At 35.9% G+C, this 18,377-nt stretch carries 18 protein-coding genes; 5 read left to right on the top strand and 13 right to left on the bottom strand.

Annotated features, from left to right (window positions below; translation table 11 throughout):
- The first annotated feature begins 35 nt into the window (after positions 1-35).
- Positions 36-1,724: a P-loop NTPase fold protein gene (locus CYP28_RS01435; RefSeq protein WP_103592824.1), complete on the top strand. Its 1,689-nt coding sequence runs from the start codon at positions 36-38 to the stop codon at positions 1,722-1,724.
- On the opposite strand, the gene CYP28_RS01430 is transcribed toward CYP28_RS01435, so the two are convergent.
- Complete coding sequence (locus CYP28_RS01430) at positions 1,721-2,935, bottom strand: saccharopine dehydrogenase family protein (RefSeq protein ID WP_103592823.1); 1,215 nt, start codon at positions 2,933-2,935, stop codon at positions 1,721-1,723. The two genes, CYP28_RS01435 and CYP28_RS01430, sit on opposite strands and share 4 nt — an antisense overlap.
- 93 nt (positions 2,936-3,028) lie before the next feature.
- Between CYP28_RS01430 and CYP28_RS01425 the strand changes: the two genes are divergently transcribed.
- On the top strand, positions 3,029-3,751 hold the full coding sequence (locus CYP28_RS01425; RefSeq protein ID WP_103592822.1) for a tetratricopeptide repeat protein: 723 nt from the start codon (positions 3,029-3,031) through the stop codon (positions 3,749-3,751).
- Here CYP28_RS01425 and CYP28_RS01420 read toward each other — a convergent pair.
- A complete protein-coding gene (locus CYP28_RS01420) occupies positions 3,744-4,385 on the bottom strand; it encodes a non-canonical purine NTP pyrophosphatase (protein ID WP_103592821.1) in 642 nt (213 codons plus the stop codon). The two genes, CYP28_RS01425 and CYP28_RS01420, sit on opposite strands and share 8 nt — an antisense overlap.
- A gap of 113 nt (positions 4,386-4,498) precedes the next feature.
- On the opposite strand from CYP28_RS01420, the gene CYP28_RS01415 reads away from it, so the two are divergent.
- A complete protein-coding gene (locus CYP28_RS01415; RefSeq protein ID WP_103592820.1) occupies positions 4,499-5,800 on the top strand; it encodes an MFS transporter in 1,302 nt (433 codons plus the stop codon).
- Entirely contained in the window at positions 5,797-6,933 is a 1,137-nt protein-coding gene (locus CYP28_RS01410; protein WP_103592819.1) for an NAD(P)/FAD-dependent oxidoreductase, read from the top strand. The genes CYP28_RS01415 and CYP28_RS01410 overlap by 4 nt, the downstream gene beginning before the upstream one ends.
- 226 nt (positions 6,934-7,159) lie before the next feature.
- Here the strand turns inward: CYP28_RS01410 and CYP28_RS01405 are convergent, their stop codons facing one another.
- From CYP28_RS01405 to CYP28_RS01380, 6 genes are all read right to left on the bottom strand, one after another.
- Positions 7,160-7,798: an HAD family hydrolase gene (locus CYP28_RS01405; protein ID WP_103592818.1), complete on the bottom strand. Its 639-nt coding sequence runs from the start codon at positions 7,796-7,798 to the stop codon at positions 7,160-7,162.
- Between the two features lie 74 nt (positions 7,799-7,872).
- Positions 7,873-8,889 carry an OmpA family protein gene (locus CYP28_RS01400; RefSeq protein WP_103592817.1) on the bottom strand — a complete coding sequence of 339 codons (1,017 nt, stop codon included), beginning with the start codon at positions 8,887-8,889 and terminating at the stop codon, positions 7,873-7,875.
- A 153-nt stretch (positions 8,890-9,042) separates the two neighbouring features.
- Positions 9,043-9,432: a 30S ribosomal protein S9 gene (gene rpsI / locus CYP28_RS01395; protein WP_103592816.1), complete on the bottom strand. Its 390-nt coding sequence runs from the start codon at positions 9,430-9,432 to the stop codon at positions 9,043-9,045.
- 2 nt (positions 9,433-9,434) lie between these two features.
- Complete coding sequence (rplM, locus tag CYP28_RS01390; RefSeq protein ID WP_002939292.1) at positions 9,435-9,863, bottom strand: 50S ribosomal protein L13; 429 nt, start codon at positions 9,861-9,863, stop codon at positions 9,435-9,437.
- 80 nt (positions 9,864-9,943) lie between these two features.
- The gene (locus CYP28_RS01385) at positions 9,944-12,763 is read right to left on the bottom strand and encodes a RecB-like helicase (protein ID WP_103592815.1); all 2,820 of its coding nucleotides are present in this window, start codon (positions 12,761-12,763) and stop codon (positions 9,944-9,946) included.
- Positions 12,760-15,201: a PD-(D/E)XK nuclease family protein gene (locus tag CYP28_RS01380; RefSeq protein WP_258032475.1), complete on the bottom strand. Its 2,442-nt coding sequence runs from the start codon at positions 15,199-15,201 to the stop codon at positions 12,760-12,762. Before CYP28_RS01380 ends, CYP28_RS01385 begins: the two co-directional genes overlap by 4 nt.
- A gap of 55 nt (positions 15,202-15,256) precedes the next feature.
- On the opposite strand from CYP28_RS01380, the gene CYP28_RS01375 reads away from it, so the two are divergent.
- On the top strand, positions 15,257-15,844 hold the full coding sequence (locus CYP28_RS01375; RefSeq protein ID WP_103592814.1) for a flavin reductase: 588 nt from the start codon (positions 15,257-15,259) through the stop codon (positions 15,842-15,844).
- A 112-nt stretch (positions 15,845-15,956) separates the two neighbouring features.
- Here CYP28_RS01375 and CYP28_RS01370 read toward each other — a convergent pair whose 3' ends face one another.
- From CYP28_RS01370 to CYP28_RS01350, 5 genes are all read right to left on the bottom strand, one after another.
- Positions 15,957-16,427: a FixH family protein gene (locus CYP28_RS01370; protein ID WP_103592813.1), complete on the bottom strand. Its 471-nt coding sequence runs from the start codon at positions 16,425-16,427 to the stop codon at positions 15,957-15,959.
- The gene (locus tag CYP28_RS01365) at positions 16,420-16,989 is read right to left on the bottom strand and encodes a hypothetical protein (protein WP_103592812.1); all 570 of its coding nucleotides are present in this window, start codon (positions 16,987-16,989) and stop codon (positions 16,420-16,422) included. The genes CYP28_RS01370 and CYP28_RS01365 overlap by 8 nt, the downstream gene beginning before the upstream one ends.
- A 106-nt stretch (positions 16,990-17,095) precedes the next feature.
- Complete coding sequence (locus CYP28_RS01360; RefSeq protein ID WP_103592811.1) at positions 17,096-17,308, bottom strand: DUF4006 family protein; 213 nt, start codon at positions 17,306-17,308, stop codon at positions 17,096-17,098.
- Positions 17,308-18,171, bottom strand: coding sequence for a cbb3-type cytochrome c oxidase N-terminal domain-containing protein (locus tag CYP28_RS01355; protein ID WP_103592810.1), 864 nt, complete (start codon positions 18,169-18,171; stop codon positions 17,308-17,310). Before CYP28_RS01355 ends, CYP28_RS01360 begins: the two co-directional genes overlap by 1 nt.
- On the bottom strand, positions 18,159-18,371 hold the full coding sequence (locus CYP28_RS01350; RefSeq protein WP_430516118.1) for a cytochrome c oxidase, cbb3-type, CcoQ subunit: 213 nt from the start codon (positions 18,369-18,371) through the stop codon (positions 18,159-18,161). Before CYP28_RS01350 ends, CYP28_RS01355 begins: the two co-directional genes overlap by 13 nt.
- Positions 18,372-18,377: the final 6 nt, after the last annotated feature.

Below are 18,377 nucleotides of genomic sequence, written 5' to 3'. Positions count from 1 at the left end.
TAAAATTTTAAAGCAGAAATTTAAGGCAATTAACAATGGAAAAAAACGAAATAGATAAAATAAAAGAAAAACTCATTCAGATTTTTAAAGACGAAAATGCTGTTTGCACTACGATAAATGGTGAATGGGGTGTTGGAAAAACTTACTTTTGGCATAAATTTGTAGAAGACAATTCAAAGAAATTAAATAAAAGTTTCGTATATATTTCTTTATTCGGCAAGGATAGTATTAACCAGATAGTAAAGGAGATTATACTTCAAGCTTATAGGGCAAGTAAGGTTATATCTGAAGTTTCAGAGAAGGCTAAATATTTAAAATTTGATAAAATTTTAGATTCGGTTGTACCTACGCTCGGCTCAGCAATTATTGGGTGCATATCATTTTTTGAAAAGAAAGATTTCGAAAATATCGTAATTTGTTTTGATGATTTTGAAAGATTATCAAATAAATTAAGCGTAAAAGATGTATTTGGATTAATATCGGAATTAAAAGAACAGAAAAACTGTCATATAGTTATGATTTTTAATGCTGAGGAATTAAAATTAGATGATATCAAAAGATATAAAGATAAAATCGTAGATTATGAATTTAACTATAATCCTACCGCGGAAAATACCTATAAAATTATAGAAGACAAACTTAAGGTTTTTAAGGATTATCCACTCGAATATTTTAAACACCATAACATAAATAATATAAGAATTATGAGACGAGTAGTGGCTGCGCTAAATGATTTTGGCTTTTTAGAAAAAGATTTAAAGGATTTTAAATACACCGAGCAAATTTTAGTAAAAGATATTATGGAAATAGCTACTATAAATGCTTTGAAATTAAATATGGATTTTAAGGAGCTTGATAAATATTCTTTTAAGTACTTTACTACTAATCTTAAAGATAACGAGAAAAATAAAGAGTTTGACGAGGTTATAGAATATGCTCAAATAAATTACCTTGAGCCAAGTGACATAAGAGAGGAAATCATAAGCTATATAACAAAATCCATAACAGATGATGAAAAGATTAGAGATGTTGTTAATATCATAAAATTTAAAGAAGATAAGCTTAAGAAATTGGATGGATACATGCATAGATTGCAATACGACTTTAAATTGGATGATGGAGAATATTGCAATAAAATAAGAGATTTTCTTGCTGACAATATTGATATGGTGTATGTTTTAGGGGTAAGTAATTTTATTTTCTATATAGAGTTTATCAAAGAACGAAATCCGACACAAGCTGATGAATACCATAATTTTGCCATTAATATATTGAAGGGCATATTGGAAAATAATAGTTACAATACCATTTTGCCGTATAATCCTGATATAGATAAAATTTTAGAATTTGACCCTGCATTAATAGAGTATGATGATAACTTGAGGGATATGTCTGATTGTTCAAAAATTAGCACAAAAGAGGGAATTTTAGATCTTTTAAAGAATGGAAACGAATTGGAGCTTGAAGCGTTTGAAAAAGTAGACGATGAAAAATTAAAACAATTAATACTAAATGACTGGGAATTTTGCTTTGGCATTATAAGTTGTTTAAATAGTAACTTTTTGATATGTTCCAGTTGTGAAAATTTGATAAATAAGTTTATCAGAATTTTTGAGAGTATAAATTCCGATAAAAGTACTGTCAAATCCATCAAGCTTTTAAACGCAATAAAAGAAATTACGATAAAAACTAAAATTTTAGGCGAAAATCGCCTAAAATTTTAGTTTACTTCATACCTCTCGCCGGGTTTCATCTCCATCATCTCCCACGGCAAGCCCTGCTTATTTAGCTCATCCATGAAAGGCTTGGCGTCGAAATTTTCCATGTTAAAGACGCCCTTGCCGCTCCAAATGCCTTTTGCTACCATCATCGAGCCGATCATCGCAGGCACGCCCGTCGTGTAGCTCACCGCCTGCGCGCCCGTCTCGGCGTAGCAAGCTTCGTGGTCGCAGACGTTATAGATATAGACTTGACGCTCTTTGCCGTCCTTGAGTCCGCGTATCACGCAGCCAATGTTGGTTTTGCCCTTCGTTCGAGGGCCGAGGCTTGCAGGATCCGGCAATAGCGTCTTTAGAAACTGTATCGGCACGATTTTTACGCCGTTATGCTCGACCTCGTCGATTCGTAGCATGCCGACGTTTTCTAGGCATTTCATATGCGTGAGGTAACTCTGTCCGAACGTCATAAAAAAGCGGATTCGCTTTAGCCCCTTGATGTTTTTAACGAGGCTTTCTAGCTCCTCGTGGTAGAGCAGGTAGCTGTCCTTGACGCCTACTTTCGGATAGTCCCATTTGAACATTATTTCCATCGGCTCGGTCTCTTTCCACTCGCCGCGCTCCCAGTAGCGGCCCTTTGCGCTTACTTCGCGCAGGTTGATTTCAGGGTTAAAATTCGTCGCGAACGGATATCCGTGATCGCCCGCGTTGCAGTCTAGGATGTCGATCTCGTGGATCTCGTCAAAGAGATTTTGCTGCGCGTAGGCGCAAAATACATTGGTCACGCCAGGATCAAAGCCGCTTCCCAGCAGCGCCATCGTGTTTGCGGCTTTAAACTCGCCGTCCTTCGCCCACTGCAGCTTGTATTCAAATTTGGCGGTATCGGGGTGCTCGTAGTTTGCGGTGTCGATGTACGGGATGCCGGCGCGAGAGCACGCGTCCATGAGGGTTAGGTCCTGGTACGGCAGCGCGACGTTTAGCAGCAGCTCGGCACCCGTTTTTTTGATTAAATTTACGACCGCATCGGTGTCGTCAGCGTCGATCTGGGCGGTGCCAATTTGCACGCCTAGGCGGTCTTTGATAAATTTAGCGATCGCGTCGCACTTGCTTTTTGTGCGGCTTGCAAGGGTTATCTTGCTAAAAACGTCTGCGTTCATCGCGCATTTTACGGTCGCGACTTGGCTCACGCCGCCCGCGCCTATGATTAAGATATTTGACATTTTTGGCTCCTTAAAATTTTAGTGATTTTAGCAAAGTTAATATAAATTTCTAGCTTCAAAAGGTAAAATAAGCCAAATTTTAAAGGTAAAAAGATGAAGAAAATTTTGCCATTTTTAGCGCCTATTTGCCTCTTTGCAAGTAGCTGCGACGAGCTAGTTCAAGAGAGCGTAAATGAGTTTTATAAAAGTGATAGAAATTTAGCTCGTGCTATAAATTTAGCCACGCAAGCAAGCGAGGCATGCCTAAAGGCTGGCGATGCCCAGCAGGCGATCACTTCGCTCATAAATGGCGCCAGCATTTGCATGGTAAATAAAGAGCCTCAAAAGGCACTTGAACTTTCTAAAAGAGCGCTTGAGCTCGCGGCAAAAGGGAGTGACAAACTACTGCTAGCGCGCTCTTATCATAGCTTGGGTGCGGCACAAAAGGCCATTGGCAGATATGACGAGGCGCTTGCTAGCTTTCAAGAAGCTCTAAAAATTTATGACGATGCACCAAATGCCCCGATGCACGACGAACTCGTCTGCATAAAATCCATCGGTAACGCCTACTACATGAAAAATGACTTTGACAAAGCCCACGAAAACCACATTTTAGCGTTAAATTTGCTTGATATCACACCAGAGTTAAGTGGCAACGAGCTTGTGCGATCAGAGCTTTTAATAGAGGTCGCTAACGACCTAGCAAAGCTTAATCAAAAGGACGAAGCTACCCAAAACTACAAAAAAGTGCTTGAAATTTTAAATGGAAAAGAGCAAAATCCTCGCGCACGGGATCTTTTAGAGCGAGCCAACAAAGGACTAAAAGAGCTTAACTAAAGTTTTTCTTTAGACTTTTTAGCACGAAATTTGTAAGTTCAAGTCCCTTTGAACGGTGAGAAATTTTAAGCTTTGTCTCGTTGTCTAGCTCACCAAGCGTTTTAGTAAAGCCGTCTGGGATAAAGAGCGCGTCGTAGCCAAAGCCATTTGTACCACGCTCCTGCTTAATCGCTTCACCATACATAAAGCCATGCGTCGTGTAATCGCCAAATTTTGAGCTAATAGCGATACAGGCGGTGTAATGAGCTGGTGAGCTCTTTAAATTTAGCGCCTTTAGCTTACTAATTAGCTTTGCTCTATTGTTTGCGTCATTTGCGTTTTTGCCGCATACCTTGCCATTTTTATCAAGGTCAAAATAGCGCGCAGAGTAGATCCCAGGCTCGCCACCAAGTGCATCTACACTAATACCGCTATCATCGCTAAGAGCGATAAACTCATTGTCAAGCCCTTGCTCTTTAAGCTTTGCAAAAACGGCTCTTGACTTTATGAGTGCATTTTGCTGAAAGCTGCTGCCATCTTCAACGATCTCAAATGGCTTTACAACCTCGCTTAAGGCGTAAATTTCATAGCCTTTTAAATACTCTTTTATCTCTTTTACTTTGTCTAAATTTGACGTCGCAAGCACGATCTTCATTGCAAGAGCTCCTTGATTTTTGGGCGTATTTTACAAAAAAGTAGATTAAATTTTTAAATTTAAATTAGCGTTAAAATGATAAACTTAGTCCTTTTAAAAATAAGGAAAATTTTATGTTAAAAAGCGTTTTACCACTATCTTTTATCATAGCAAGTAGGTTTTTAGGTCTTTTTATAGTTTTGCCAGTGCTTAGCCTTTATGCCTTGAATTTACGCGGAGCAAACGAGTTTTTAGTAGGGCTAATAGTAGGCGTCTATGCGATCTCACAGATGATATTTCAAGTGCCTTTTGGAGCGCTCTCGGATAGGATAGGACGCAAAAAAACATTAACGATCGGACTTTTGGTTTTTATCATCGGCTCAATAATTTGTGCACTTACAAGCGATATTTTTACCATGCTATTTGGTAGATTTTTACAAGGCGTAGGTGCTATCGGAGCAGTTGCAACTGCGATGATAAGTGACTATATAACAGAAGAAAAACGCTCAAAAGCCATGGCGATAATGGGCGCTTTTATAGGGCTTAGTTTCACGCTTTCTATGGTACTTGGGCCACTTCTTGCCAAAGACTACGGACTTTCAAGCCTCTTTTACCTAAGTGCCGCTCTTAGCTTACTTTGCATTGTGCTTCTTTACACTGTTGTGCCAAAAGAGATAAAAGTGAGTGCCAAAAGTGAAAAAGTGCCATTTGGTAAGCTGTTTTTACAAAAAGACTACATGATCATAAATTTCACCTCTTTTATGCAAAAGATGCTAGCAAGCATCGCATTTTTGGTGATCCCTATCGTTTTAGTAAAAGAGTACGGTTACGAAAGCAGCGAGCTTTACAAGGTCTATACACTTGGCGCCGTGCTTGGCTTTTTGGCTATGGGGCTAGCTGGTGCCCTTGGCGATGGCAAGGGGCTTAGCAAGGTCATCTTGATAGCTGGTACGCTGCTTTTTGCCCTAACCTACACTATTTTTGCCATTAGTTTTACGCTTTTTATCTTCGTTTTGGGAGTTGCTATATTTTTTATAGGATTTAACCTTCACGAGCCCATCATGCAATCAACTGCAACAAAATTTGTAAAATCCTCACAAAAAGGCTCAGCCCTTGGTGTATTTAATTCATTTGGCTATCTAGGAAGCTTTGTTGGAGGTGCATTTGGTGGGTATATCTTGCACGCCTTTGGCTTTAAAGTGCTCGCCATTATCTGCGTGGTGCTTTGCGTGATATGGCTTGTTTTGCTCTTTAGCCTAAGCGATCCAAGAATTTTTAAAAATATCTATCTAAGCCCTGAGGTAAGCTTAAATTTAGAGTCACTAAATAGCCAAAAAGGTGTAGTCGATTATTACAAAAACGAGAAAAATCAAGTAATCAAATTTGACTCTCGCCTTACAAGCGAGGCTGCTTTAAAAGAGAGTTTGAAATTTTGATCTACGACGTCATCATCATTGGTGCTGGTGCTAGCGGACTATTTTTAGGAGCAAATTTAAAAAGTAAAAAAGTTGCAATTTTAGAGAAAAATAGCAGTGCTGGCAAAAAGATCCTAGCAAGTGGTGGAGGCAGATGTAACATCACAAATCGCTTTATAAGCGCTAAAAACTACCTTGGCGAGCAAAAATTTATAGAGCAAATTTTAAAAGTACTGACTCCAAATCAAGTTTTAAAATTTTTTAGCGAGCTTAAATTTAGTGAGCAAAAGCAAAATCAATTTTTCTGCGATAGCGGTGCAAAGAGCGTTTTAAACGTGCTTCTGAAAAGACAAAAAGCGGATATTTTTTACAACAAAGAAGTTCTTGGTGCTAAAAAAGTAGATGGAATTTTTGAAATTTTGACAAAAGATGAGAAATTTAGAGCTAGAAATTTAGTCATCGCAAGTGGCGGACTAAGCTATAAAGTACTTGGCGCAAGCGATATTGGCTACAAGATAGCGAGTGAATTTGGTCTTGAGCTATCGCCTATTGCGCCGGCACTTGTTGGCTTTAGTGTGCAAAAAGATGAGTTTTGGTTTAAAGAACTTAGTGGCGTCAGCCTAAACGTAGATGTGGAGATAAATAGCAAAAACGAGAGTCATAAATTTAGTGGTAATCTGCTTTTTACACATAGGGGTATAAGCGGACCAGCAATACTAAGCGCCTCGCTATTTTGGCAAAAAGGGCGAATTTGCATAAATTTTTTGTCCAAATTTAGTGAGAAAAATTTAATAAATGGCAAAAAGCAACTTAGTTCGGTTTTGCCCTTACCAAAGAGGTTTGTGCTAGAATTTTTAAGAAATTTTGGCTTAAAAGACAGAGCCTTTTATGAATTTAATGACAATGAGAGACAAATCATAAAAAGGCTTTTTGCTTATGAATTTGCCCCAGCTGGGACATTTGGCTTTGAAAGAGCGGAAGTTACAAAAGGCGGCATAAAGATTGAATTTTTAGATGAAAATTTACAAGCTTCTAACGTTAAGGGGCTTTATTTTATTGGTGAAGTCTTGGAAATCACTGGCATGCTTGGCGGATATAACTTACATTTTGCATTTGCAAGCGCTCTAAAGGTGGCCAGGGTCTTAAATCTATGATCTCCTAGAAGTTAGCTAATTTTTAGACAAATTTTCATATTTTAAATAAGATAAAATTACTATGAAAGTAGCGTTTTTAAGCAAATTTATTCAGAGTAATTTAGATGTTAAAATATTTTACGCCAAACAAAGGTAATAAATTTTTGGAGTAAATCTTATAGCTAAGAAAGCTAAACGTTAGGTTAAATTTACTTTAAAGTATAAGTAGTTTAGGAATATTAGATTATTAAACCCCTTTTATAAAGCTAACGGCTTCAAATGGGTTTGAGAAAATATATTTACTAAATTTTTCCAAATCACTCTTTTGACCATATCCACAAGTTAGACCCACGCCTGTAATAAAAGCGGCTTGTGCAGCCATTAGATCCATAATGGTATCACCTACCATAAATGCATTATTTTTATCTTTATTAAGTCTATTTAGAGCCAAATTTATAGGCTCTGGATTTGGTTTTGGATTAGTAACATCATCTCTTCCAATAACAGTTTTTATATATTTCATAACCCCTAAATGCTCAAGCAAGATAATAGAAAATTTTGAAGTTTTAGTAGTAACTATACTTACATCAGCAAAGCTACTTGCCTCCTTCAATGCTTCATTTGCATAATCTAAGAGTACCGTCTCATCAAGGTAAATTTTTTCGTAGCAAGCTTTATATTCTTTTATATAGCTATCAATTAAATTTTTGCTTGCACCAAGTCTTTCAAACATTATTTCAAGCGGATGACCAACCAAAGACTTTAATATATTATGGTCTGGCTCTTTTTTACCATGGGATAAAAAAGCTCTATCAAATCCTTTTAAAATAGCAGAAGTAGAATCAATAAGCGTACCGTCCAAATCAAAAAGTATGGTTTTTTTCATTATTTTCTCCGTAGAAATAAAAAAGGGCCTAGCCGAAGCTAAGCCCCTAAAAGAAGTAACCTTAAATAATAAGATTATTTATTGAAAGTAGCTTCAACGCGTCTATTTTGCGCGCGGCCTTCTTTAGTTTTATTTGTAGCAATTGGCTTAAGCTCACCGTAGCCAACTGTTGAAATTTTATCCTCACTTACGCCATAGCCAGCAAGAACATCAGCTACTGCTTTTGCTCTTTTTTCAGATAGTTTTTGGTTATAAGCTTCTGCGCCTACGCTATCAGTGTGACCAGCAAGTACAACTTTATAATCTGGGTGTTCGCCCATAAAGTCAGCTACTTTTTTAATCTCAGCTGCATATTTTGGTCCAACTTTATAGCTATCAAATGCAAAGTTAACATCTAAATCTCTAAGAACGATAACTTTTTCGCATCCTCTTTCATCAACAACTACGCCAGCTGGAGTGTTAGGGCATTGATCTATATCATTTGGCACGCCATCATTATCATCATCAAGAACTGGAGTTGCTGCTGGAGTTGCTGCTGCAACTGGAGCTGCTGCCACAACTGGAGCTGCTTTTGAATCAAGGCCGATGCCAAAGCCTAGTGAATAGAATAGGTTATGATCAGCGTGTTCAAATTTGATAGCATCCCTTGCTTCTGCTTTAAGAGCAAATCTATCAGTTACTTGATATCTTAAACCAAGACCGTATTGACCAAAACCACCATCTTCATTTTTAACAAAAATAGCTGGGACATCTTCATAACCAGCACCAACTAAGCCATATAGACTAACTGGTCCAAAATCAACTATATCTTTTACAAGATTTGCATGATATCTAAGAACTCTTCCTTCTCTTGTTAAGCTACCTGTTTTTTCTTTTGCTTTTTGAGTGTAATCAACACCAAGCTCTACTTGATCAAAGAAGAAATCTTCAAGATTTCTAGCAGCTCTAACACCAACGAAGTTATGGTCTTTTACACGTAAATTTCCCTCTGGGTGAACACCACCAATAGTTGGAGTAACTTCATAATTATATGCTGCGTTAGACGCAAAAACCGCTGTTGCGGCAACCAAAGCTAAAGCAATCTTTTTCATATTTAGAATTCCTTTCTTAGGATTTATTTTAAAGTGGTTACATTTTAACTGAATAAAATTTAACCGACTCTAAATCATAATTTAATTAACAATGTAAATTTGAAATTTACACAACTTAAATTTTGCAAATGCAAAAGCACTTGCAAAAAATCATTAACGTTTAGAGAATTGTGGGCTTCTTCTTGCCTTTCTTCTACCAAATTTCTTACGTTCAACAACACGAGAATCTCTAGTTAGCAAGCCTTTTGGTTTAAGCGCTGCTCTAAAATCAGCATCCATATCAGCTAAAGCACGTGAAATGCCGTGTCTTAAAGCCTCTGCTTGTGCTGAATAACCGCCACCTAAAGTTATGGCTACTACATCTATTAAGCTCTCTTGTTTAGTAACTAAAAGTGGTTGAATTACTTTAAGCTTTATAGCTTCATGTCCGCCAAGCCAAGTGTTAAGATCCATACCATTTACTACGATTTTACCGCTTCCAGCTTTTATCCAAACCTTTGCTACGGCAGTTTTTCTTTTACCAGTTGCATAAACTTTTGCCATAATTATTTTCCTTCTTTTTTAGCTATTTGTGCCGTATGAGGATGCTCACTGCCAGCATAAACTTTTAGTTTTTTTATCATCTCTCTTCCAAGTTTAGTTTTTGGAAGCATTCCACGAACAGCTAATTTAAATAGTTTTTCTGGCTTATTTGCTATCAAATCGCCAAATTTTTCACTCTTTACGCTACCAAAATATCCTGAGTGTCTGTGATAAAGTTTATCTTCAGCTTTGTTATTACCAGTAAATTCTACTTTTGAAGCATTTATGATGATAACATAGTCGCCACAATCTACATTTGGCGTGAAGCATGGTTTGTTTTTGCCACGAAGTATAGTTGCTACCTCAGTTAGCAATCTACCAAAACGTTTACCAGCTGCATCAACAACGATCCAGTCTCGTTTAACTTCGTTTGGCTTTGTTATTTTTGTCATTTTCTTACCTTTGCCAAGTTAATTTTTGAGTTGTGATTGTATTTAAACAATGCTTTTATAAAGCTTAAATTAAGTAGCATTTAAACTTCAATATATGAAATTTTTCCATCAAGAGCGTAGAAGATGACGGCAATTATACTATGCTTTGGATAAAATTTACTTAATGCCTCTTTGTATTCTCCAACTTGTTTTTTATTTTCCTCGATATTTTTATCGGTCGTTTTATAGTCAATCACACAAATTTCGCTCTCTCCAATACAAAATAAGTCCATCTGTTTTAGTTCATTTTTTACTTTAAATGGCTGCTCTTTGTAAATTTCTTTATCCTTTATACACTCTAAAAATTTTGGCTCATTTATTAGCATTTTTGCCCGTTTAAAGGCATCTTCAAGTCTATCAGGTGAGAGAAATTTATAAAATTTATTTAGTATTAAACTTTTAGCTTTTAAAAGCGAATTTTCATCAAATTTTTCACTCATCTCGAGCAAATAGTGAAATGCTAAACCAAAATAGATTGCCTCTAAATTTTTACCGCTCGTTTTTTGCTCTCTTGCCTCTACATCTTGCCTTTCTATCTTTAAAATTTCAGGCATTTTTTCATCTTTTTTTGCCTCTTTTTGCTCACTCTTGCTAGGTAAAATTTTGCCAAAACTAAACTCTTTTAGATCAAGATAGTCGTTTACTTCGCTTTTATCACTTCTAGTATAAAAAGAAAAAAAGCTAGGACTATTTCCACTTGGAGTAGCTTGTTTAATGATAATAAGCGACTTTGTAGCTCTAGTGAAAGCAACGTAAATTTTATTGATATTTTCTTGTTTCTCAAGCTCTCTCATTTGCTCTAACACATCAGCATACTCAGGGTCAAAATTTTCTCTGCCAGAAATTCGGCTTTTTACTATCCACTCGCCTTTTTCGCTATATTCGGTTATAAAGTTTGAGTCATCGCCTCTGCCTTTACTCATCATATCACAAACTATCACGTGAGCAAACTCCAGCCCTTTTGACTTATGAACTGTCATTATTTTTACGCCGTCAGCATTTTTAGGACTGATTTTAGAACTAAAATTTTCTAGATTAAAGATAAAATCACTTAAATTTTTGTAGCCACTGCTTAGCTCAAAAAGCCTTAAAATATCAACATCAGCCATATTTATATATAAATTTTTAGCTAGATAAAATAGGCTTTTTGTCGCACTATCTTCAGCTTTTATTTTTAGCCTTTTAGGATTTGTATTTACGAGTGCTTTTACATTTTTTTCATAAATTTCTTCACCAAAAAGACAAAATTTCGCATACTCGATGATCGCTGCAACAAACGGTGTTCGCTTTAGCTCCAAGGTGCCTTCATTTACGCTTTTTGTCCCCTCACTGCTAAGCACCTCTGAGATAAGACTGATGTCACTATTTTTCCAGCAAAGCACAGTTATCTCACTTGCATTTACGCCAGCAGCAAGTAGCTCTTTTACTTGTGAAAGTGCTGCACCCGCGATATCCTCGTCACTTAGCACACGCAAGTAGCCATAGTCATCTTCCTCGGCTTCAAAATAAGGACACTCGCCACTTACTTTGTAGTTTAGCTCCTTATCTTTTTTAGCTGGCTCTTGTGGCTCAAAGCTAAGCCCATATCTATGATAAATTTCTTCAAAAATAGCGTTATTAAATTTCACTAAAGCCTTTAAACTGCGGTAGTTGCTTGGTAAATTTTCTATATCTATCTGACTAAAATCATCTCCTAGCTTATCAAAAAGCTCTTTTTTACCGCCCCTAAATTTATAGATACTCTGCTTCGTATCTCCAACATAAAAGAAGCTTCCAAGTCCGTTTTGTCCGTATCCTGAAACGATTTCATTGATAATTGGCAAGATGATCTCATATTGGATCACGTTTGTATCTTGAAACTCATCTATCAAAAGGTGATTTATGCGGCCATCAAGCCTAAAGTAAAGCACATCTTTATCAAAATTTTCAACCAAAAGCTTAAAGACCAGCTTATTTATATCAGCAAAACTTAGAGCATTTATCTCTTTATTTAGCTCTAAATTTGAGTATTTATAAACATTTAAGAGCTTGCTAAAACCGCTAAGTCTATATCTTTCAACCTCCAAAATATACTCTTTTGCCGCCTCTTTTAGCTCGTTAAAGAGCCTATCAAGCCCACTTGTATAAATTTTGCTAAAAGTGCGGTAATCTAGGCTCTCTCTTTCAAAGACCTTGTTTTTAAAAAGCTCAAATAAATTTTGCTCACTAAATGTCTTTTTGGCCGTATCGCTAGCACCATTTTGCAAGGCTATATGTTCATTTATCTCCTTTTGCGCTGCTCTTACCTTGCTATCATCTGGATAGCTTGCACCACTATCTTTTAGCTCACCGCCAAAGCTCTCATAAAATTTAGCCAAAGTCTGTGAAAAGCTCGCCTCTTTTTGACTTGAGATTATCATCATGAGTGCAAGCTCGCTAAGAAGCTTTTGATCTTTGCTTACCTCTTTTACAAATTTTTTCCATGCCAGATCTTGCAGACTATCTTGCACGCTATAATCAGGACTAAGCCCTAAATTTTGACTAAATTTTTTTAAGATTCCAGAGAAAAATGCATCAAATGTATAAATTTTTAGCTCACTTTGCAAAAACCTATCAAGCTTCTCATCGCGTCTTTTTATGACCTCATCTTGGCTCAAACTAAGCTCTTTGCAAAGCTTATCAAGCTCGTCTTTTTTGTTTTGTAAGTCCAAAAAAGTTGCGATTATGCGCTCTTTCATCTCATTGGCCGCTTTTTTGGTAAAGGTTAGAGCGATGATCTCATTTATATTTTCGCCTCTAAGCACCAAAGCGATATAACGAACGCTTAAAGCGAATGTTTTTCCGCTTCCAGCACTTGCTTTTAGGGCTAAAAAATCTTTCATAACTCTCTCCTACAAAGTATGGCATACTCGCAAAATTTACAAGCTCCGCTTTTTCTTTCAAAATTTATCTTAGTGTTATTTATGCTCTTTAGATTTTCTATCTCAGCCTTTAGATCATCCACGCTTTTTTTTGAGCTGATAAGCACAGGTTCATTCTTTAGGGCAAAATAAGCACTTTTTACCTCGCTACCATAAAGTGCTTCATAAAATGCAAGCTGAAGCGAGTTCGCATTTGCCTCACCAGTTTTATAATCAAGTATAAAAGGCTCGCCATCAGGGCTAGCATCGATCCTATCGATAATGCCTTTTATCTTTACATCACAAAAATCACTCTCTATATCTTTTTCACAATCAAGCACTCTAAAGCCAGTACTTAAACGTTTATTTTCAAACTCTGCGTATTCTTTAAATTTCTGCGACCAAATCTCAAGCTCAAGCGAAGAAAAATCTTGCTTTGCGAGCATTTCTTTAAAAATAGTCAAATCAAATATATTTTTTTGTCTATAAAAATTACTTGTATAGTATTCATAAAGCGCCTTGTGCACGCTATTTCCTTGCTTAGATCCTGGCTCAGTTGCTATTGCTTTTGCTCCTTTTATACCAGCTATCTTTGCGTAATAATACTTTCTTGGGCAAGTTAGAAATAAATTTAGTGTCGAAAATGATAGCGGTTTAGTAAAAAAATCATGCTCCAAAATGATCTCATCATCGCTTAAATTTAGGCTTGTATTTCCTTTTAAAAATAATTTTAAATACGCCTCGTCACTAAATTTCTCATCTTTTATTGTTTTGAAATTTTTTAAAAATCTTGAAGGAATACTCTCTTCGTTTAAAACACAGCTTATGGCGACCTTTTTGGCATTGTTTATAAGACTTTCATAGTAAAATCTCTGCAAATTTTCACGCTCAAGGTAGCTTATAAGTCCTGCTTTTTGCCTCACTTTCGAGTTTAAAAACATCTCGTTTGTGCTTCTTGCTGGGATGAAGTTATCATTAAAATCAACTATGACCACACCATCAAATTTCATTCCACGGCTCTCAAGCATGCCCATGACACTGATCTTTCCACCACCCACATCATCGATGCTAAGGCGTGATATATTTAGCAAAAAAATTTCACTTAACTGCTTTAAGCTAAAGCTAAAATACCTACATAAATTCTCAATCCTAAAAAGCTCAAGCGCGAGCTTCTCTTCGCATCTTGGCTCATTTTCAAGCACCAAAAGCTCGTCTATTAGCTCTTTAAATTTAGCAAAGTCACAAAGATCAAAGTAGCTTGATTTAAATTTATTAAAAAGCTCTTCACTTACGCTAAGCGTGTTCAAGATAAAGCCAAGCTCCTCGTAGCTCTCACACTTATTTTGATCAAAAATCGGCCTTACCTCTTCGTTTATCGCTCTTGTGATGTAGTAAAGCGCTTCATAAAATTTTGTATTTTTAAAGCTCTCGCCCATAGCGTAGTTAAAAATTTTATTGCTATCATGAAGCCTTAAAATTTCACTAAAACTCTCATCTGGCAATATGACAGCGATATTTTCAGGCTTTATTCCATCACGCACAAACTCGCTCGCCTTTGCCATAGCGTAGGCACATTGCAGGCTTCTAGTGGCAAATCGCTTTTCTAAAACTGGCTCAAATTTTTTGATATTTTCTAAGCAAATTAGCTCATTTGTCTTTAAATTTAGCTCATATTTTTTGTAATTTTCAATCTCGCTAATAGCTGAAATTTGCTTTATTTTATTGATTAGCTTTGTGTTGAAAACGCTAGTTTGAAAGATAATTTTTAGCGTAGTTAGCTTTGAGATTTTCTCTAAAATTTCCCACTCAAATTCACTTAAAATTCCATCTATATGCAGTGAAATTTCACTAAAGCTTTTGATGTAAGCTTCATTTATGTTATAAATTTTTGGCAAGGTTATATCATCATAGAGATTTTCTCTATCAAGCAAACTCTCATACTCTTTTAAAACCTCTTCAAGTATGTTTAAATGCTCCTCAAAATTAGCGTAAATATCGTTAAATTTGATCTCAGCGATACTCTTTTTACTAATAGCTAGCTCTTTAAAAAAAGAAAAAAGATAGTCATTATTTTTCAAAAATTCAAAAAACTCAGTTGGAATTTTAAGAACAGAGTTTGCCTTTTTGACGCTAGCACAGGCTCTATTCATAAGCACTAAAACATAGGTGCTATCAATCTCAAACCTACCATCTACATAAACTACCTTTTTATAAAACTCAGCGATACTTAGGCTTTTTGGGATTAGCTCATCATTAAAACTTGCATTAAATTCACGAATCTTACGCGAGTTCGTAAAGACAAAAAGTTGGTTTAGGTTATGCATTTTTCTCTCTTGAATTTTTAAGCAATGATAGCTAAATGCTGATAAAAGAGCGCTTTTTACGCTTAGATAAAGCTTTAAATTTTTATCTAAATACATTAAAATTTTAAGCCTTAAAGAGCCAAAAGCTACAATCACAAAAAAAGGAGCAAAAATGCATAAAGAGTTAAACAGACAAGGTTTTTACTACGGCTTTCCGGTTTTGCTGGCTACCACAAAAGATAAAAACGCAAACGATGATATCACGGTGCTTTCATCTTCTTGGACGTTAGGAAATACAGTGGTGCTTGGCATAGGCATTGAAAATCAAGGCTTTAAAAATATCAAAAATGGTTCAGATATCACGCTAAATTTATGTGATGAAAACCTGCTAGAAGCTGTGCAAAAAATGGAAAAACTAACTGGTGATAGCGAAGTACCAGAAGAAAAAAAGAATCTTGGCTACACCTACGAGCACGACAAATTTAAGGTGGCAAATCTCAGCAAAGAGCCTGGCATAAATGCAAAAACCGTCAGGATAAAAGAGTGCAAGATACAGATAGAAACGGTTGTAGAAAAGATAGAGTTAAAAGAGTGGTTTAGCATCGTTACTTGTAAGATTACAGGCATTTTTGTAGATGAAAATTTACTAAAAGATGAAAAGATAGATACGCAAAAATGGCATCCACTAATCTATAAATTTAAAGAATATGTCGGTACTTGCGAACGTTTGGGATTAAATTTTGGATTTAAAGAGATTTGATTTATAGTTTTATTTGATAGAAACTTAGTATTTTGGTTTTAAATTTAGCCAAAAAGATTAGTTTATTAAAGCTTTGAAATCTTTCCCAGATACCAAAGCTACGATTTTAAGATCATTTTGTGGCATTAAGATCAAATTTATAATACCTTGTATCATTAGTGTCACTTAGTCTTAAAAGTAGCTGCCATCTACCTTCTCTTAGACTTGTTTCTTCGCTTACTAGATCATTTTTTTGCCATGAAGCTCTTAAAATTTTATTTTCTTTATTTGTCTGTGGGCGAGTGAGTAAAATTTCATATTTTAAAGCTGAAATTTCTCCTTTTTTAGGAGTTAGATGAAATTTAAACTTAGCATTTAGAGCATTAAAATTTGGCTCAAATTTTAGATCAAATTTCTCATCAAAACGTTTTTCACTCTCTTTGATAAAGGTTATGTTTTCATCGACATTTTGGTAGCTTTGCATATAAGAGCTATCCATTTCGACTGGATGTTTCAGCGCTATGATGATCGTTACTGCGCAAGCGATAATGATAGCAATGAAACTAAGCACGATAGCATAAGGCCAAAAGGTTTTTTTATCCATTTTTTACCTTTTTATAAAAGATAACAATTATAAAAAATGCAACCAAGCCATATATGAAAAATCTTAAAAAATTTAACGTAGTTTTATTTGAATTTCCAACACTACTTTCAAGCTGTAAATTTAAGCTAGATGCGATTTGCTCGGCAATATCAGCGTAGCCATTTAATATAGCAGCATTATAGACATCTTTGCCATTTTTAGAAACCAAAATAGGAATTATCGTTCCTGATTCTGGATTTACACTTAAAATTTGTTCTTTATTAAAAAGCTTTGAAGTATTAGCATCGGCAAAAATTTCTACTTTCTTTTTGCCTTTTATAAGCAGTAAAAAAGCATAAGGCGAGCTAAGGTTTTGCTCTTTAAAAAGAGCTTCTAGCTCACCATCTTTATATACGCCAACTACTAAATTTATACCGCTTTTTGCGTAAAGCTCACTGCCGATCTCATTTAGCTTTACACTTACTTTTTGGCTTAGAATTTCATCATTATTTATCACAAAATTTGCTCCCAAAGCCAAACTTTGTGAGAGCAAAAATATAAAAATGAGTATAAATTTTCTCACACCTAGCCTACAAAAAGGTGGTTTGATGTAAGCACTGACCACGCACAAATAGCTCCTGCAACAACTATAAGCAATATTATGGCTTTTTCTATTATGCCTAGCATCACTACTCCTTTATAATGACGTGTTTAGCGTTATCAACGCTCTTCATCTCAATACTACTTGCCTCTTTTAATGAGTAAGGTTTGGTTGCTACATCTTTTTGCAAGCCAATACCAATATAAGTAAGTATGCCAAGGATAGATAGCAAAAGCAAAACTGCCACCAAATAACCGCTAATACCATTTAAAGCAAAGATATTTCTATTTTTATTTTCCATTATTCGCCCTTTGATAGCGATATGACATATTCGCCAACTGCTTTTTGTTGTATCTCGTTTAATCTGCCATCATTAAATTTAGGCATAACACCGATGTTGCCGTTTTTACCACGATTTAGTACATCTACGATGAACTCACTTGAACCATATTTACTAAGATCAGCCGACATACCATCCATGCCTTTGCCATCATCTCCGTGACAAGCTGCACAAGCTGCGTAAAGCTCTTTTCCCATAGCTACTAAATTTTCGTTTTTTGTACTTTTTATAGCACTTATCTCTTTTGCAACATAAGCTGCGATAGCCTTTGCTCCATCAGCATCGGCTAATCCTGCTGGCATCTCGCCCATAGGATAATCAAGCCCTTTTGAGCCATTTAGTATCGTATCAATTATTCCTTGTTCGCTACCCCAAATTTGTAAATTTGCAGCTTTGCCACCAATGCCATCGCCTGTGATGCCATGACATGCTGAGCATTGCACTAAAAATACGCTCTCCCCCATAGCATGAAGCGTTTCTTTGCTTGGGTTTGCATACTCTTTTTCAAATTTAGCGTTTGCTTCTTTTACCTCTTTATTATATTCACCGATTTGTGAGTAAGAATTTAGTGGATAACCAAGTAAATAATACCAAATCGCCCAAACAAGTGTTAATAAAAAAACTACCGCCCAACCAAATGGAACTGGATTTTTATACTCGCCTATCCCATCCCAGTTGTGCTCGCTAAGCTCTACGCTTTCATCCTTTTTAACTTTCATTTGACCAACATACTTGCCAGCTACAACGACAGTTAGTACGATAATTAAGATGGCACCTATTAACGCAAGTAAATTTATATTATCTTCTAAATTTAGCCATTGCATACGCTCTCCTTTGTAGCCTTTTGCTCTAAAATTTTACTTCCGATCTCATCATCTAGGGCTAATCTTGAATACTTCTCATAATTTCTTTTACCTTGCTTTTCGCTTTTGTAAAGATGAAAAAAATAAGCGTACAAAGTGATAGCTAAGAATGCTGTCAAAATAAAATAGCCATAAGCTTGAAGTTCTCTAATATCCATTATTAACTC

This window comes from Campylobacter concisus, assembly GCF_002914195.1.
In the GTDB taxonomy this organism is placed as follows: Bacteria; Campylobacterota; Campylobacteria; order Campylobacterales; family Campylobacteraceae; genus Campylobacter_A; species Campylobacter_A concisus_M.
Note: the sequence above shows the minus strand (reverse complement) of the source record. Positions and strands in the feature narration are given on the sequence as shown.

Bases quoted from the DNA above. Each gene is read 5' to 3' on its own strand.
- CYP28_RS01435 (WP_103592824.1), top strand. From the start codon at position 36: ATGGAAAAAAACGAAATAGATAAAATAAAAGAAAAACTCATTCAGATT.
- CYP28_RS01430 (WP_103592823.1), bottom strand. From the start codon at position 2,935: ATGTCAAATATCTTAATCATAGGCGCGGGCGGCGTGAGCCAAGTCGCG.
- CYP28_RS01425 (WP_103592822.1), top strand. From the start codon at position 3,029: ATGAAGAAAATTTTGCCATTTTTAGCGCCTATTTGCCTCTTTGCAAGT.
- CYP28_RS01420 (WP_103592821.1), bottom strand. From the start codon at position 4,385: ATGAAGATCGTGCTTGCGACGTCAAATTTAGACAAAGTAAAAGAGATA.
- CYP28_RS01415 (WP_103592820.1), top strand. From the start codon at position 4,499: ATGTTAAAAAGCGTTTTACCACTATCTTTTATCATAGCAAGTAGGTTT.
- CYP28_RS01405 (WP_103592818.1), bottom strand. From the start codon at position 7,798: ATGAAAAAAACCATACTTTTTGATTTGGACGGTACGCTTATTGATTCT.
- CYP28_RS01400 (WP_103592817.1), bottom strand. From the start codon at position 8,889: ATGAAAAAGATTGCTTTAGCTTTGGTTGCCGCAACAGCGGTTTTTGCG.
- rpsI (WP_103592816.1), bottom strand. From the start codon at position 9,432: ATGGCAAAAGTTTATGCAACTGGTAAAAGAAAAACTGCCGTAGCAAAG.
- rplM (WP_002939292.1), bottom strand. From the start codon at position 9,863: ATGACAAAAATAACAAAGCCAAACGAAGTTAAACGAGACTGGATCGTT.
- CYP28_RS01385 (WP_103592815.1), bottom strand. From the start codon at position 12,763: ATGAAAGATTTTTTAGCCCTAAAAGCAAGTGCTGGAAGCGGAAAAACA.
- CYP28_RS01380 (WP_258032475.1), bottom strand. From the start codon at position 15,201: ATGTATTTAGATAAAAATTTAAAGCTTTATCTAAGCGTAAAAAGCGCT.
- CYP28_RS01375 (WP_103592814.1), top strand. From the start codon at position 15,257: ATGCATAAAGAGTTAAACAGACAAGGTTTTTACTACGGCTTTCCGGTT.
- CYP28_RS01370 (WP_103592813.1), bottom strand. From the start codon at position 16,427: ATGGATAAAAAAACCTTTTGGCCTTATGCTATCGTGCTTAGTTTCATT.
- CYP28_RS01360 (WP_103592811.1), bottom strand. From the start codon at position 17,308: ATGGAAAATAAAAATAGAAATATCTTTGCTTTAAATGGTATTAGCGGT.
- CYP28_RS01355 (WP_103592810.1), bottom strand. From the start codon at position 18,171: ATGCAATGGCTAAATTTAGAAGATAATATAAATTTACTTGCGTTAATA.